Source organism: Pseudemcibacter sp., from assembly GCF_965661635.1.
GTDB lineage: Bacteria > Pseudomonadota > Alphaproteobacteria > Sphingomonadales > Emcibacteraceae > Pseudemcibacter.
Genome location: NZ_CBFIEP010000024.1, coordinates 1 through 15,966, shown reverse-complemented (window position 1 = coordinate 15,966; position 15,966 = coordinate 1). Strand labels below are relative to the sequence as shown.

16 protein-coding genes and 2 tRNA genes are annotated in these 15,966 nt (G+C 40.6%); all 18 read left to right on the top strand.

Annotated elements, in window-relative coordinates; genetic code table 11:
- Positions 1–226 precede the first annotated feature (226 nt).
- Positions 227–856 carry an ATP-dependent Clp endopeptidase proteolytic subunit ClpP gene (clpP, locus tag ACTF6W_RS01655; RefSeq protein WP_438992797.1) on the top strand — a complete coding sequence of 210 codons (630 nt, stop codon included), beginning with the start codon at positions 227–229 and terminating at the stop codon, positions 854–856.
- Positions 857–1,108: 252 nt separating this feature from the next.
- Positions 1,109–2,377 carry an ATP-dependent Clp protease ATP-binding subunit ClpX gene (gene clpX / locus ACTF6W_RS01650; protein WP_438992796.1) on the top strand — a complete coding sequence of 423 codons (1,269 nt, stop codon included), beginning with the start codon at positions 1,109–1,111 and terminating at the stop codon, positions 2,375–2,377.
- A 108-nt stretch (positions 2,378–2,485) separates the two neighbouring features.
- Positions 2,486–4,879, top strand: coding sequence for an endopeptidase La (gene lon / locus ACTF6W_RS01645; protein WP_438992795.1), 2,394 nt, complete (start codon positions 2,486–2,488; stop codon positions 4,877–4,879).
- 270 nt (positions 4,880–5,149) lie between these two features.
- Positions 5,150–5,425: an HU family DNA-binding protein gene (locus tag ACTF6W_RS01640; protein ID WP_438992794.1), complete on the top strand. Its 276-nt coding sequence runs from the start codon at positions 5,150–5,152 to the stop codon at positions 5,423–5,425.
- 132 nt (positions 5,426–5,557) lie between these two features.
- Positions 5,558–5,633 (top strand) — tRNA-Val (locus ACTF6W_RS01635).
- A gap of 118 nt (positions 5,634–5,751) precedes the next feature.
- A tRNA-Asp gene (locus ACTF6W_RS01630) sits at positions 5,752–5,828 on the top strand.
- 322 nt (positions 5,829–6,150) lie between these two features.
- A complete protein-coding gene (locus ACTF6W_RS01625; RefSeq protein WP_438992793.1) occupies positions 6,151–6,516 on the top strand; it encodes an NADH-quinone oxidoreductase subunit A in 366 nt (121 codons plus the stop codon).
- Between the two features lie 14 nt (positions 6,517–6,530).
- Positions 6,531–7,067, top strand: a complete 537-nt coding sequence (locus ACTF6W_RS01620; protein ID WP_438992799.1) for a NuoB/complex I 20 kDa subunit family protein — start codon at positions 6,531–6,533, stop codon at positions 7,065–7,067.
- A gap of 12 nt (positions 7,068–7,079) precedes the next feature.
- Positions 7,080–7,712 carry an NADH-quinone oxidoreductase subunit C gene (locus ACTF6W_RS01615; protein WP_438992792.1) on the top strand — a complete coding sequence of 211 codons (633 nt, stop codon included), beginning with the start codon at positions 7,080–7,082 and terminating at the stop codon, positions 7,710–7,712.
- Positions 7,713–7,715: 3 nt separating this feature from the next.
- Positions 7,716–8,894 carry an NADH-quinone oxidoreductase subunit D gene (locus ACTF6W_RS01610; protein WP_438992791.1) on the top strand — a complete coding sequence of 393 codons (1,179 nt, stop codon included), beginning with the start codon at positions 7,716–7,718 and terminating at the stop codon, positions 8,892–8,894.
- Positions 8,891–9,514: an NADH-quinone oxidoreductase subunit NuoE gene (gene nuoE / locus ACTF6W_RS01605; RefSeq protein ID WP_438992790.1), complete on the top strand. Its 624-nt coding sequence runs from the start codon at positions 8,891–8,893 to the stop codon at positions 9,512–9,514. Before ACTF6W_RS01610 ends, nuoE begins: the two co-directional genes overlap by 4 nt.
- Positions 9,514–10,794 carry an NADH-quinone oxidoreductase subunit NuoF gene (nuoF, locus tag ACTF6W_RS01600; protein WP_438992789.1) on the top strand — a complete coding sequence of 427 codons (1,281 nt, stop codon included), beginning with the start codon at positions 9,514–9,516 and terminating at the stop codon, positions 10,792–10,794. Before nuoE ends, nuoF begins: the two co-directional genes overlap by 1 nt.
- 12 nt (positions 10,795–10,806) lie before the next feature.
- Entirely contained in the window at positions 10,807–12,861 is a 2,055-nt protein-coding gene (gene nuoG, locus ACTF6W_RS01595) for an NADH-quinone oxidoreductase subunit NuoG (protein ID WP_438992788.1), read from the top strand.
- The gene (gene nuoH, locus ACTF6W_RS01590) at positions 12,861–13,922 is read left to right on the top strand and encodes an NADH-quinone oxidoreductase subunit NuoH (RefSeq protein WP_438992787.1); all 1,062 of its coding nucleotides are present in this window, start codon (positions 12,861–12,863) and stop codon (positions 13,920–13,922) included. Before nuoG ends, nuoH begins: the two co-directional genes overlap by 1 nt.
- An 11-nt stretch (positions 13,923–13,933) precedes the next feature.
- The gene (gene nuoI / locus ACTF6W_RS01585; protein ID WP_438992786.1) at positions 13,934–14,422 is read left to right on the top strand and encodes an NADH-quinone oxidoreductase subunit NuoI; all 489 of its coding nucleotides are present in this window, start codon (positions 13,934–13,936) and stop codon (positions 14,420–14,422) included.
- A 12-nt stretch (positions 14,423–14,434) separates the two neighbouring features.
- A complete protein-coding gene (locus ACTF6W_RS01580; protein ID WP_438992785.1) occupies positions 14,435–15,058 on the top strand; it encodes an NADH-quinone oxidoreductase subunit J in 624 nt (207 codons plus the stop codon).
- Positions 15,058–15,366: an NADH-quinone oxidoreductase subunit NuoK gene (nuoK, locus tag ACTF6W_RS01575; protein ID WP_438992798.1), complete on the top strand. Its 309-nt coding sequence runs from the start codon at positions 15,058–15,060 to the stop codon at positions 15,364–15,366. Before ACTF6W_RS01580 ends, nuoK begins: the two co-directional genes overlap by 1 nt.
- 7 nt (positions 15,367–15,373) lie before the next feature.
- Positions 15,374–15,966 (top strand): proton-conducting transporter transmembrane domain-containing protein (locus ACTF6W_RS01570; RefSeq protein WP_438992784.1); only part of this gene is annotated, 593 nt, incomplete at its 3' end.

The window sequence follows — 15,966 nt, the reverse complement described above, 5'->3', positions numbered from 1 at the left end:
CAGCGAAGAAGAAAGCGGCCGCTAAAAAAGCAGCTGCGAAAAAGGCGCCTGCTAAGAAGGCTGCTGCAAAGAAAACTGCTGCTAAAAAAGCACCAGCGAAAAAAGCTTCTGCAAAAAAAGCTGACAAATAGAAATAAAGTTTATAAATTGTTGAGAGCCGCAATATATGTTGTGGCTCTCAATTTTTTTTGATTAATATGATTGATAAATTATAAAGGATGCTTAAATGAGCGATATCGTCGATACAAAAATGAATAACTTAGTACCAATGGTTGTTGAACAAACAAGTAGAGGTGAACGTTCATTCGATATCTTTTCGCGTCTGTTGAAAGAGCGTATCATATTTCTTACAGGACAAGTGAATGATAGTGTATCAGCACTCATTACGGCGCAATTGCTATTTCTTGAAGCAGATAATCCAAAAAAAGATATCGCTTTTTATATTAATTCCCCTGGCGGCGTTGTGACATCAGGTTTAGGGATATATGACACGATGCAATATATCCGTCCAAAAGTGACAACAATTTGTATCGGTCAAGCGTGTTCAATGGGATCATTACTTTTAGCCGCAGGAGAGCCTGGTCAGCGTTTTTCTCTTCCGAACAGCCGTATAATGATTCATCAACCATCGGGTGGCGCACAAGGTCAAGCAACTGACATTGAAATTCAGGCAAATGAAATTTTGGCTTTAAGAAAAAGATTAAATCAAATTTATGTGGATCACACAGGTAAAAAATTATCTGAAGTTGAAAAGGCTATGGAACGCGATAATTTTATGTCACCTGAAGAAGCCAAGAAATTCGGTCTTATTGACGAAATATATTCTGAACGTCCTGATGGAGCGTCAGAAGACTAATAATTATTGAAATAATTAGTAAAAAAGTTCGATTTTTTTATAGTTGTTAATTAATTGTTTCCACATTTGAGTTATAGATGTTTTTAATATTGATATTTCTTCACAAAATTTTAAGTTGAAATATCATAGAATGTAATTAATTTGCTTATGGGGTTGCAAAAAACCGAATGGTGATTACGTTCGTATTAACGATAGATGGTTTTGCAAAATAAAACGTAAGACCACAAATAAAAATTTAGGAATATTGACCTTATGTCTAAATCAAAGTCTGGTGATACAAAAAGTACACTATTTTGCTCTTTCTGTGGCAAAAGCCAACACGAAGTGAAAAAACTTATCGCAGGGCCTACTGTGTTCATTTGTGATGAGTGTGTTGAGCTGTGTATGGATATTATCAGAGAAGAGAGCCAAACCGCAGTTAACAAGTCAGATTCGGGTGTTCCATCCCCGGCCGAAATTTTAAAAGTTCTAGAAGATTATGTCATTGGTCAAGAACTTGCGAAAAAAGTATTATCTGTCGCAGTTCACAATCATTATAAACGTTTACATCATTCTACTAAGAATGATGAAATTGAGCTTTCTAAATCAAATATTCTTCTTGTTGGGCCCACTGGGTGCGGTAAAACGCTACTCGCGCAAACGCTGGCGCGCATCTTGGATGTACCGTTTACTATGGCTGATGCAACAGCGCTTACCGAAGCGGGTTATGTTGGTGAGGACGTAGAAAATATCATTCTAAAACTTTTACAAGCATCAGATTATAATGTTGAACGTGCGCAGCGCGGGATCGTTTATATTGATGAAGTTGATAAAATTAGCCGTAAATCGGATAACCCGTCCATCACACGAGATGTTTCAGGTGAGGGTGTGCAGCAAGCGCTTTTAAAAATTATGGAAGGCACAGTAGCAAGTGTTCCGCCCCAAGGAGGCCGTAAACATCCACAACAAGAATTCCTTCAAGTAGATACAACAAATATTCTGTTTATTTGTGGTGGTGCTTTCGCAGGTCTAGATAAAGTTATTGCGGACCGTAACGAAGGTAAATCAATTGGTTTCGGTGCGAATGTTACGAGCGCAGAAGATCATTCAATTGGCGATTTACTTCTTCAGGCTGAGCCGGAAGATTTGGTTAAATTCGGTTTGATCCCTGAATTCATTGGTCGTTTACCTGTTCTTGCTTCACTTACCGATCTTGATGAAGATGCTTTGGTTCAAATTTTGAGCCTTCCTAAAAATGCACTTGTGAAACAATATCAACGTCTTTTCTCTATGGAAGATGTTGAATTGCGTTTTACGGATGATGCGCTGCTTGCCATTGCAAAGCGAGCAATCACCAGAAAAACGGGAGCGCGCGGACTTCGTTCAATTATGGAAGATATTCTTCTTGAAACTATGTTCGAACTCCCAGGACTTGAAGGTGTTCAAGAAGTTGTTATTAATGGCGAAGTTGTAACCGGAAACGCACAACCGCTTTATATCTATGCTGATAAGAAGAAAGATGAAGCCGGAGCTGGCGCTTAATTAAATAAGTTTCAGCTTTTTCGTCTCATGGTCTTGAAAAAGCCATAGTGAATTCTTAAATCTTATTTACACAATAGTATTACATATTTTAATTATTTTGGATGCCTTATGAGTAAAACATATCCTGTACTACCACTAAGAGATATCGTTGTTTTCCCGCACATGATCGTACCGCTTTTTGTTGGTCGCGATAAATCGGTTAAAGCACTAGAACAAGTTATGGATTCTGAGAAAAAAATCCTACTTGTGGCTCAAAAGGATGCAAACCTTGATGAACCAGGGGTTGATGATATATATCGCATAGGGACTTTGGCAACCGTACTACAATTATTAAAACTTCCTGATGGAACTGTAAAAGTTCTAGTTGAAGGCGTTGAGAGAATTAAAATAGACGATTTCGTCCAAACGGAAGAGTTTTTTGAAGCTAATACATCAGAAGTTGTAGCAAATGATGATGCGGTGGATGAGCTTGAAGCGTTGAACCGTTCGGTTATTGGTAAATTCAGTCAATATGTGAAACTAAATAAGAAAATCCCAGCTGAAGTGATAGAAAGCACCAATGAAATAGAAGATGAAGGAAAGCTTTCGGACGTTGTTGCTTCTCATTTGAGTTTAAAGATTTCTGATAAGCAGGAATTATTAGAAAATAATAGTGTTGTTAGCCGTCTTGAGAAAATCTATTCCGTAATGGAAAGTGAAATTGGTGTTATGCAGGTGGAAAAGAAAATTCGCCGTCGTGTAAAAAGCCAGATGGAAAAGACACAAAAAGAATATTATTTGAATGAACAGTTAAAGGCTATTCAAAAAGAGCTTGGTGAAGGCGAAGACGGTAAAGATGAAGTCTCAGAACTAGAAGCAAAAATTAAAAAGACGAAATTAACGAAAGAAGCACGTGAGAAAGCGACAGGGGAGCTTAAAAAGCTTAAGTCAATGAGCCCAATGTCAGCTGAATCAACGGTTGTTCGAAATTATCTTGATTGGATACTATCTCTGCCGTGGAATAAGAAGCGTGCTGTTAAAAAAGATATTAATGAAGCGGAAAAAATACTTAATGAAGATCATTACGGGCTTGAAAAAGTCAAAGAACGCATCCTTGAATATTTAGCGGTGCAAACAAGAACGCAAAAAATTAAAGGTCCTATTCTATGTTTAGTAGGACCTCCTGGGGTTGGTAAAACTTCACTTGGAAAATCAATAGCCAGAGCTACCGGACGTGAATATGTAAGATTTTCTGTTGGTGGTGTTCGTGATGAAGCTGAAATTCGCGGTCACCGTAGAACTTATATTGGATCAATGCCTGGTAAAGTTATTCAAAGTATGAAGAAAGCTGGTTCAAGTAATCCAATGTTTTTGCTTGATGAAATTGATAAAATGGGTTCTGACTTCAGAGGTGATCCATCATCAGCATTACTTGAAGTTTTAGATCCAGAACAAAATAGCAAATTTAGTGATCATTATCTTGAAGTGGATTATGATCTATCGGATGTTATGTTCATTACAACGGCCAATACTCTTGATATGCCAGGCCCACTTCTTGACCGTATGGAAATTATCAGACTATCTGGTTATACCGAAGATGAAAAAGTTGAAATTGCAAAGCGTCATTTAATTTCTAAGCAAGTTGAAGATCATGGTCTCAAACAAGAAGAATGGTCAATTTCAGATGCCGCGCTTCGCGATTTGATTCGTTATTATACCCGTGAAGCAGGTGTAAGAAGTCTTGAGCGTGAAATTGCTAATCTGGTTAGAAAAGCAACTAAGAAAATAGTCACCGGTAAGGCTAAAAAAGTTGCTGTTACTGTTAAAAATCTTGAAAAATTCGCTGGCATTAAAAAACATCGTTTCGGTGAGGCTGAAGATCAGGATTTGGTGGGCATTACGACTGGACTTGCTTGGACAGAAGTCGGTGGCGTTATTTTATCAATTGAGGCGATCGTATCGCGCGGTAAAGGTAAATTTACAATCACTGGTAAACTTGGTGATGTAATGCAAGAATCGATTAGAGCCGCATTAAGTTATGTTCGTTCAAAAGCGCCTGAGTTTGGCATTCAACCAAATGCATTCGAAACAAATGATATTCATATTCACGTACCGGAAGGTGCGACACCAAAAGACGGCCCTTCAGCGGGTGTTGCGATGATTACGTCGTTGGTTTCTGTATTATCAAAAATTCCAGTTCGCCATGATGTCGCAATGACAGGCGAAATTAGTCTGCGCGGGAAAGTTATGCCGATTGGTGGTTTAAAAGAAAAGCTGCTAGCAGCACATAGAAGCGGTATCAAAAAAGTTCTAATTCCGATAGAAAACGAAAAAGATCTGGTTGAAATACCTGAAAATGTGAAAAAAGGGCTTGAAATTGTTCCTGTGAAAATCGTTGATGAGGTGCTACAGCATGCTTTAGCAGCCCCATTAGTTCCTCTAAAAGAAGATGAGATAGAGGGAATCACTTCATTAAATCAGAATGGAAGTGATTCTAATTTTAAAGATCATATCCATCACTAGGAAAAATAAAAATTTTTGGACTAAAATTTAAGCCCAAAAGTTGTATTAATTCGGTAGAAAAACACTCTTTTGTATTGAAAGAGTGTTTTTTTGTGCGAAAAATGTTTTTTGTTTCAATGTCAAGTAAACTTTATGCAAAAAAACCGCAGTTTTGTGTGGTTTTCCCTTTGACGAACTAATAATGTATGGCTAAGATGCATTAACTTTCGATCATACTAAATGATTAAGTTAATCTCTAATTTCTTTGAATTTTACATAAAGGGGAAGATAATGAACAAAAATGAACTAGTAAACAGCGTAGCGGAAGCTGCTGGTCTTTCAAAAGCTGATGCTGCAGGTGCAGTAGACGGCGTTTTCAACACTATTATGGGTACACTAGCAGGCGGCGAAGAAGTACGTCTTGTTGGTTTTGGCACATTCAGCGTAGCACAACGTGCTGCTTCTGAAGGTCGTAACCCACGTACAGGTGAGAAAATTCAAATTCCAGCATCTAAGCAACCTAAGTTTAAAGCCGGTAAAGGCCTTAAAGACGCTGTAAATAAGTAATTTTTACTTAATTTCTAAAGCGGTTGGTATTTTTTTTTACCAACCGCTTTTTTAATGCTTTACATCTACGCAATGAGACTGTAGATATGCATCCACACTTCGTAACTGTCGTGTAGTATTTAAGAATAAAGCGGGCGATTAGCTCAGTTGGTAGAGCGCTTCGTTTACACCGAAGATGTCGGGAGTTCGAGTCTCTCATCGCCCACCATTCTAAATAAAAATGCAAAAACAAATGTGGTTTTTTTTAATGATTCGCTACGGCGAAAAACATTAAAAGCTGCTTGACTTGATGGTTAAACTCTCTTACATCAGGATCGAAATATTAAGGGGGTGTAGCTCAGTTGGTTAGAGCGCTGGCCTGTCACGCCAGAGGTCGCGGGTTCGAGTCCCGTCACTCTCGCCATTTCATTAGAAATGGTATCATTTATTCAAAAAAAATATCTCCTCAAACTCCATAGTATCTTTGGTGAAACTGTGCAAATTCAGCTTGGCATTGGCTTTGCGTTTCAGTCTTTTATAAATAAGAAATTTAAATATAAAAAACTTGTGGAATTTTTTATCTCTAAAGGCTATTAACATGACTACGGATTATGCCTTTTTGTATTCAAATTTTTGTTTGGATTCGTTAAAAGGGTAATGACAAATGTGAGGCTTGGTTTTTAAAGACAGTATTCCAAGTCTTAGGTTGTGGACTGTCGCTATATTAATTGAAGGGTGGGGCGCTAATGAACGAATTGCTGCTCGAATATTTTCCGATCTTGGTTTTCTTTGTCATCGCTATTGTTTTGTCTGCTATTTTTGTACTGCTGCCGATTTTGGTTGTTAAGCAAAAACCCGATGCAGAAAAGCTTTCTGCTTACGAGTGTGGGTTTGAAGCTTTTACGGATAACCGTAAGCAATTTGATGTAAGGTTTTACCTAGTCGCTATCTTATTTATTATTTTCGACCTTGAAGTTGCATTTTTATTTCCATGGGCTGTTGCGCTCGGGGATATAGGCATGCTTGGTTTTGTTTCCATGATGATATTCCTTGGTGTGTTAACTATTGGTTTTATCTATGAGTGGAAAAAAGGAGCTCTGGAATGGGAGTAGAGAATAAACCTGATATGTCTTCAACTGATATACAGTCAGAAATGTCTGTAATGGAGCAGGATGCTTATTTCAAGTCGCTTCAAGATGATCTTTCGGATAAAGGTTTTGTGGTTACCAGCGTTGAAGATATTATTGCTTGGGCGCGTACTGGGTCACTATGGTGGATGACATTTGGCCTTGCTTGTTGCGCCGTTGAAATGATTCACACCTCAACATCACGTTATGACGCAGAGCGCTATGGTTTTGCACCGCGCGGAAGCCCCCGACATTCGGACGTTATGATTGTTGCTGGAACCTTAACAAATAAAATGGCGCCTGCAATGCGTAAAGTATATGACCAAATGCCAGAACCGAGATACGTGATTTCTATGGGGTCATGTGCAAATGGTGGTGGTTATTATCACTATTCTTATTCAGTTGTTCGTGGTTGTGACAGGATTGTTCCTGTTGATGTTTATGTACCAGGTTGCCCGCCCACCGCTGAGGCGCTTCTTTATGGAATACTTCAATTGCAGAAGAAAATCCGTCGTACAAGCAGTATTGATCGCTAGGAGAGTTTAAAGATGAGTTCAGATGAGGCTTTAAAGGATCTTGGCAAACATATTCAGAGTGTGAATTCTGATACTGTTATTGATTATAAGGTGGCTTATAATGAGTTAACGGTGAATGCAAAGCGTGATGATATTGTTAAATTGATGACTTTCCTGCGTGATGACCCGACTTGTAAGTTTGTCCAACTTTCAACGGTTTGTGGTGTTGATTATCCTGAACGTGAAGAACGGTTTGAAGTGGTTTATCATCTTCTTAGTCTTCATAATAATCAGCGAATGCGTGTGAAAATTAGAACCGACGAAGAAACGACCGTTCCTTCTGTTACGGGTGTTTATCCATCAGCTAATTGGTATGAGCGTGAAACGTGGGATATGTACGGCATTATGTTCGATGGTCATCCTGATTTACGCCGTCTATTAAGTGATTATGGTTTCCAAGGACATCCGCTCCGTAAAGATTTCCCACTTACTGGTTATGTTGAAGTACGTTATTCAGAAGAAGAAAAACGTGTTGTTTATGAGCCTGTAAAACTTGCTCAAGAATTCCGCACATTTGATTTTATGTCACCATGGGAAGGTGCTAAATATATCTTGCCGGGCGATGAGAAGTCAGAAGAAGCACCCAAAGACGGGAGTGAGAATTAAGTTATGGCTGAAGTCGATATCAAAAACTTTAATGTTAACTTTGGTCCGCAGCATCCCGCGGCCCATGGTGTTTTGCGCCTTATTCTTGAGCTTGATGGTGAGGTCGTGGAACGTGCAGATCCGCATGTGGGACTTCTTCATCGAGGTACAGAAAAGTTAATTGAACACAAAACATATTTACAAGCGATACCATATTTTGATCGTCTTGATTATGTAGCGCCAATGAACCAAGAGCATGCTTTCTGTCTTGCTATTGAAAAACTAATGGAAATAGAAGTTCCTGAGCGTGGCCAATATATTCGTGTACTATTCAGTGAAATTGGAAGAATTCTTAACCATCTAATGAATGTTTGCTCTCATGCGACTGATGTTGGTGCCATGACACTTACCCTTTGGGGATTTGAGCAACGTGAAATTCTTATGGAATTTTATGAAGCCGTATGCGGTGCGCGTCTTCATGCGAATTATTTCCGTCCTGGTGGCGTAAACCAAGATATGCCTGCTGGCCTTGATAAAAGAATTATCGAATTTTGTGACACTTTCCCGCAAGTGCTTTCTGATATGGAAACGCTAATTATGGAAAATCGCATTTTCAAACAACGTAACGTTGATATTGGTAAGGTGACGGCTGAGGAAGCCTTTGCGCTTGGATTTACTGGTGCAATGGTCCGTGGTTGTGATATTCCATGGGATATTCGCCGTTCAGAACCATATGAGGTTTATAATGAGCTAGATTTTGACGTGATCGTTGGTAAAAATGGTGACTGTTATGATCGTTATGTGCTTCGTTTTGAGGAAATGTATCAATCAGTAAATATTATGCGCCAATGTATTGAAAAGATGCCAGAGGGGCCTGTTTCAAGCACTGACCGTAAAGTAACGCCACCACCAAGAGCAGAGATTAAGAGTTCTATGGAAGCGCTTATTCATCACTTCAAATTATTTACCGAAGGATTTAAAGTGCCCGAAGGTGAAGTATATGTAGCTGTGGAAGCGCCAAAAGGTGAATTTGGTGTTTATCTAGTTTCAGATGGAACCAACAAACCATACCGTTGCCATATTCGTGCACCCGGTTATGCGCATCTTAGCTCAATGGGCTATGTGGCGAAAGGGTATATGCTTGCTGATATTCCTGCAATGATTGGTTCTTTTGATATTGTGTTCGGAGAAATTGACCGATGAGTATGAATGTTAAATATGCTGAAAAGTTTGAGTTTACACCAGAGAATTTGGAATGGACGAAAACTCAGTTGGCGAAATACCCAGAAAACCGCAAAGATAGCTGTGTGATGCCGTTCTTGCATCGTGCGCAAGAGCAGAATAACGGTTGGGTGAGTATTCCTGTAATGGAATATGTCGCTGATTTTCTTGATATGCCTTATATCCGCGTACATGAAGTTGCGACATTTTATACCATGTATAACCTTAAGCCGGTTGGAAAACATGTAATCGAAGTATGCACAACAACACCATGTTGGTTGCGTGGTTCTGATGATGTGGTGAAGGCGTGTAAGGATGAATTAGGCATCGGCTTTGGTGAAACCACAGAAGACGGTGAATTCACACTTCTGGAAGTCGAATGTGCCGGTGCTTGTGTTAATGCACCTGTGATTGCATATGCTGAAGAATATTATGAAGATTTAAATGAAGACACAACACGTGCATTTATTAAAGCCATTAAAGATGGTAATACACCAGAAGCTGGTCCGCAAAATGGAAGATTTAAATCTTGTCCGATAGGTGGCCCTACTTCGCTGCAAGAGATGGCACCAAAAGGTGCTAAGTTTGGAGGAGATGCTTAATGTTAGCTGATAAAGATCGAATCTTTACCAATCTCTATGGATTTGAAAGTCCTTACCTTGAAGCCGCGAAAAAACGCGGTGACTGGAAGGGGACCAAAGAAATTATTAAACGTGGTGAAGAAAGCATTATTGAAGAAATGAAGCAATCAGGACTGCGTGGTCGCGGTGGCGCTGGTTTTCCTACCGGATTAAAGTGGTCATTTATGCCAAAAGAATCGGATGGTCGCCCAAGTTATCTTGTTGTGAATGCTGATGAAGGCGAGCCAGGTACATGTAAAGACCGTGAAATTATGCGCCATGACCCTCATAAATTGATCGAAGGTTGTTTAATCGCAGGTTTTGCGATGCGTGCGGTTGCAGCGTATATCTATATTCGCGGTGAATTCGTTCATGAAGCAAATGTTTTAGATAAGGCAATTGATGAAGCACGCGAAGCGGGACTTCTTGGTAAAAATGCCTGCGGTAGCGGGTATGACTTTGATGTTTTCGTTCACCGTGGTGCGGGTTCTTATATTTGTGGCGAAGAAACGGCGCTTATTGAAAGCCTTGAAGGTAAAAAAGGGCAACCTCGTCTGAAACCACCATTCCCAGCGAATGTTGGTGTATTCGGGTGTCCGACAACAGTGAATAATGTCGAATCAATTGCTGTGGTTCCTGAAATTCTTCGTCGTGGTGGTTCGTGGTTCTCAGGACTAGGACGCGAAAATAATACAGGTACAAAACTTTTCTGTATTTCTGGTCATGTGAATAATCCATGTAACGTTGAAGAAGAAATGGGTATTCCTTTAAAAGAACTGATTGAAAAACATGCTGGCGGTGTTCGTGGCGGTTGGGATAACCTTCTTGCTGTAATCCCTGGTGGGTCATCCGTTCATTTGATCCCTAAAGATGTCTGTGACACTGTGTTGATGGATTTTGACAGTTTGCGTGCAGAAGGTACGGGCCTTGGTACGGCGGCCGTCATCGTTATGGATAAATCAACCGACATCGTTAGAGCAATTACCAGACTTTCAGCATTTTATAAACATGAAAGCTGTGGACAATGTACGCCTTGCCGTGAAGGTACGGGTTGGATGTGGCGTGTTATGGAGCGCCTCTGTACCGGTGAAGCGGAAATTGAAGAAATTGATATGTTACTTGAAGTAACTAAGCAAATTGAGGGTCACACGATTTGTGCTCTTGGTGATGCTGCTGCATGGCCTATTCAAGGGTTGATGCGTCACTTCCGTCCGGAAGTTGAACGTCGTATCCTTGAATATAAGAAAACACACGCAGCGTAGGAGAGATAGAATATGCCAACGCTTACAATTGATGGAATTGAAGTCGAAGTAGAACAGGGAACGACAGTACTCCAAGCTGCAGAGCAGGTTGGAATTGAAATTCCTAGATTTTGTTATCATGAACGACTTTCAATTGCTGGTAACTGCCGCATGTGTCTGGTTGAGGTAACGCCTGGACCACCTAAGCCGGCTGCTTCTTGTGCGCTTCCGGCCGGTGAAGGTATGGAAGTTAAAACCAATTCTGAAAAAGTGAAAAAATTCCGTGAAGGTGTAATGGAATTTTTATTGATTAATCACCCGCTTGATTGCCCTGTTTGTGACCAGGGTGGTGAATGTGATCTTCAAGATCAGTCAATGGCTTATGGTGAAGGTGCAAGCCGTTATAATGAAAAACGTCGGATCGTCCAAGAAAAGTATATGGGGCCGCTTATTCGCACGATCATGACGCGCTGTATACATTGTACTCGTTGTGTACGTTTCGCTGATGAAGTTGCCGGCGTTCCTTCGTTAGGGGCGATTGGTCGTGGTGAAAATATGCAAATTACGACCTATCAGGAACAATCTTTTGCGTCTGAAATGTCCGGTAATGTTGTTGATCTTTGTCCTGTTGGTGCGCTTACAAGTAAGCCATATACATTTAAGGCTCGCCCGTGGGAGCTTAAAAATACAGAAACGATTGATGTTCACGACGCACTCGGCTCAAACATACGTATAGATAGCCGTGGTCGCGCCGTTATGCGTGCGCTTCCGCGTATCCATGAAGAAGTGAATGAAGAGTGGATTTCTGATAAGACACGTCATGCAGTTGACGGATTAGCAAAAAATAGACTTGATCGCCCATTTGTTAAAAAGAACGGTAAGTTACAGGAAGCCTCTTGGGAAGAAGCTTTCGGATTAATCGCGTCAAAAATAAAAGGCTTGAAAAAAGGTCAACTTGCAGGGCTAGTTGGTGATTTGTGTGATGCTGAAAGTATGTATGCTTTCAATGACTTAATGACGGCTTTGGATGGTGAAATTGAGTGTCGCCAGGATGGTTCAAAGGTCGGAGGCAAGCATCGCGCTGGCTACTTATTTAATTCTGGCGTTACTGGTATTGATGAAGCTGATGCCATATTATTGGTTGGCTCAAATCCACGTCATGAAAGCCCCGTTTTAAATTCACGTATTCGTCAACGTTGGCTTAGTCGTCAATGCAAAATTGCAAATGTTGGTCCTGATATTGATCTTTCATATAAGATTGAACAATTAGGTGATAATGCAGCAATTTTGAAAGAAATACTGGTGGGTAAAAATGACTTTGCAAAAACATTGAAAAATGCTGACAAACCTATGATTATTCTTGGGCAAGGGGCATTAAATCGTGAAGATAGTGCTGCAATTATTAAGATCGCACATGATATTGCTGAAAAATACGGTATGGTTTCTGATGAGTGGAATGGTTTCAATGTTCTTCATACGGCGGCAAGCCGTGTTGCGGCCCTTGATATGGGATTGGTAACAGAAAACGGAATTGAAGGTATCCTTGATGGCGCGAAAAAAGGCGATATTAAAGTCGTTTATAATATGGGCGCTGATGAGTTTGATACCAGTAAGCTAGCGAAAGCTTTTGTGATTTACCAAGGAAGTCACGGTGATGAAGGTGTTAAAAACGCTGATGTTATCTTACCGGGTGTTGCCTATACAGAAAAGCCTGGGACTTATTTGAATACCGAAGGACGCGTACAAATTGCGCTTCGTGCGATATTTGGTCCAGGTGAAGCACGCGAAGATTGGACGATCTTGAGGGCGCTCTCTGATGTGCTTGGAAAAACACTATCTTATGACACAATCGCCGAGCTAAGAGCTAAAATGGTCAAAGTTTATCCACATTTTGCGATAGTTGATCAAAAGCCATCAACGGAGTGGTCTGATTTTGGTGTTGAGGGTGATGTAAAGGACCGTAGCTTTACTTTAGCACTCACAGATTTTTACGGAACAAACCCTATCGCAAGGTCATCAGAGACCATGGCGGAATGTCGCGCGGCTTTAAATGGCGATGACTTTATTGAAGGAGCTACGGGAACATAATGTACGATTTTTTTGCAACATACCTTGGCCTTTCAGCTTATTTAGATAGTGGCACAATTTTATTCATCTCCACTCTTGTAGGTGTTTTGACTGTTGTTTTGCCCGTTTTGATCGCTGTGGCGATGATCGTTTGGGTTGACCGTAAAGTTTGGGCGGCTATTCACCTTCGTAGAGGACCGAATATTGTGGGGCCATTCGGGCTTTTGCAATCATTTGCCGATGGTCTTAAAGTTTTCTTGAAAGAAACAATTATACCTGCAGGGGCTAACAAATTCTTATTCCTGCTTGCACCAGCACTAAGCTTAATATTTGGATTGGTTGGTTGGGCCGTTATTCCATTTGGTGAAGGAATGGTTTTATCGGACTTAAATGTTGGTATTCTGTATCTTTTTGCGATTTCATCGCTAGAAGTTTACGGCATTATTATTGCGGGATGGGCGTCAAATTCACGGTACGCCTTCCTTGGCGCGATGCGTAGTGCGGCACAAATGGTATCTTATGAGGTATCAATCGGATTCGTGCTTGTTTGCGTGTTGATGTGTGTAGGATCATTAAACCTAACAGAGATTGTTCTGGCACAGCAAGGCGTTGGTTTTGGGATCTTCAATGGGTACGTATTTACTGGTCTTCTACCAATGTTTGTTATTTTCTTTGTTTCTGCGCTTGCTGAAACAAATAGAACACCGTTTGACTTGCCAGAAGCAGAAGAGGAACTGGTTGCCGGTTTCCAAATCGAATATTCATCAATGTCAATGGCACTCTTTTATCTTGGTGAATATGCGACAATTATTTTGATGTGTGGATTGATGAGCATTCTATTCTTCGGTGGCTGGTTGCCAATTGTTGACTGGGAACCTCTTTATGCAATTCCTGGTGTTATTTGGCTTTTTGGTAAAATGCTATTTTTCTTCTTCTGTTTTGCATGGGTTAAGATGACAGTGCCACGTTATCGTTATGATCAGTTGATGCGTTTAGGGTGGAAAGTATTTTTACCGATTTCATTAGTTTGGGTTGTGCTGACATCCGGCTATCTGGTCTTTTTTGGTAAGTTAGCGGGTTAGGAGAATATATTATGGCATTTTTAGATCACGCAGCTCGTACCATTTTCCTTACGGAAATTCTTAAGGGGATGGCTATGACCTTAAAATATTTCTTTAAGAAAAAAGTAACTTTAAACTATCCACATGAAAAAGGTCCGCTTAGTCCTCGTTTTCGAGGGGAGCATGCTTTACGCCGCTATGAAAATGGTGAAGAGCGCTGCATCGCTTGTAAACTATGCGAAGCCATTTGCCCGGCACAAGCAATTACAATCGAAGCCAATATCGAAGAAGATGGTAGCAGACGAACAACACGGTATGACATTGATATGACCAAATGTATTTATTGTGGTTTCTGTCAGGAAGCATGTCCAGTAGAAGCGATTGTAGAAGGACCAAATTTTGAATATTCAACCGAAACACGAGAAGAACTTCTTTATGATAAAGAAAAGCTTCTTGATAACGGGGACCGTTGGGAAAGCCAGCTTGCTCTTAATATCGAGCTTGATGCGCCATATCGGTAGAGGAAAAATAAAATGGTAGCAGCAATTATGTTTTATATATTGGCCACGGTTTTGGTGGGTTCAGCTGTGATGGTGGTTTTTAGTAAAAATCCTGTCCATTCTGTGCTTTTCCTGATTCTGGCCTTTTTCAATGCCGCGGGACTTTTTGTTTTGCTTGGTGCTGAATTCGTTGCGATGATTTTGGTTATCGTCTACGTGGGTGCAGTCGCGGTTATGTTCCTATTTGTGGTGATGATGTTAGATATCAATTTCACAGAATTACGCAAAGGCGTACAAGATTATTTACCGATTGGCCTTTTAATCGGGTTTATTTTGCTTGTTGAAATGGCTGTGATTGCTGGCGGATGGTCTTTGACTGATGGCATTGCGACAACAATTACCACACCAACACCGATTGCATCCGAAGTGCATAATACCGAAGCGATCGGGCGCATTCTTTACACTGATAATATATTCTTGTTCCAGCTTGGTGGATTAATTCTGCTAGTTGCCATGATTGGTGCGATTGTGCTTACACATCGCCAACGCCCGGGCGTTAAGAAACAGAATATTGGTGATCAGGTACGTCGTCGTCGCGATGATGCTTATGAAGCCGTTAACGTTAAACCAGGTCAAGGGTATAAGGGGAAGATATGATGGAAATTGGAATTGAACATTATCTAACCTTAGCAGCCATGCTCTTTACGCTGGGTGTTTTTGGCATTTTTCTAAACAAAAAGAACGTCATTGTCATTCTTCTTTCTGTGGAACTTATATTGCTTGCAGTGGAATTTAATCTTGTTGCCTTTTCCTCCTATATGGGGGACTTAGTCGGGCAAGTTTTTACCATGCTAATACTAACTGTTGCAGCCGCTGAGGGCTCAATCGGATTAGCTATTTTAGTGGTTTACTTCCGTAATCGAGGAACGATTGCGGTTGAAGACATTAATCTGATGAAGGGATAATTATAAAATGTATCAGACTATTGTCTTCTTACCCTTGCTCGCAGCGATCATTGCCGGTCTTTTTGGGAATAGGGTTGGTGTTCGTGGCGCACAGGTAGTAACCTGTGGGGCTTTGATTGTATCAACAGTGCTTTCATGGGTTACATTTTTTCAAATTGCGATGGCGCCTGGTGATCATGCAACACATGTTCAAGTTTTAAGCTGGATCGTATCCGGTGATTTTAATGTCAATTGGGCATTTCAAATTGATACGTTAACGGCCGTAATGCTAGTTGTTGTGAACACTGTATCTTGTCTCGTGCATATTTATAGCGTCGGCTATATGAGCCATGATCCGCATATACAGCGTTTTATGTCTTATTTATCATTATTTACATTCGCAATGCTTATGTTGATTACATCTGATAACTTTGTACAAATGTTCTTTGGGTGGGAAGGGGTTGGCCTTGCGTCATATCTACTTATTGGCTTTTGGTATAAGAAACCTTCTGCCTGCGCAGCGGCGATTAAAGCGTTTGTTGTAAACCGGGTTGGTGATTTTGGCTTCGCCCTTGGTATTTTTGCAATCTTTATGACATTCGGAAGTGCAGATTTTGCGGT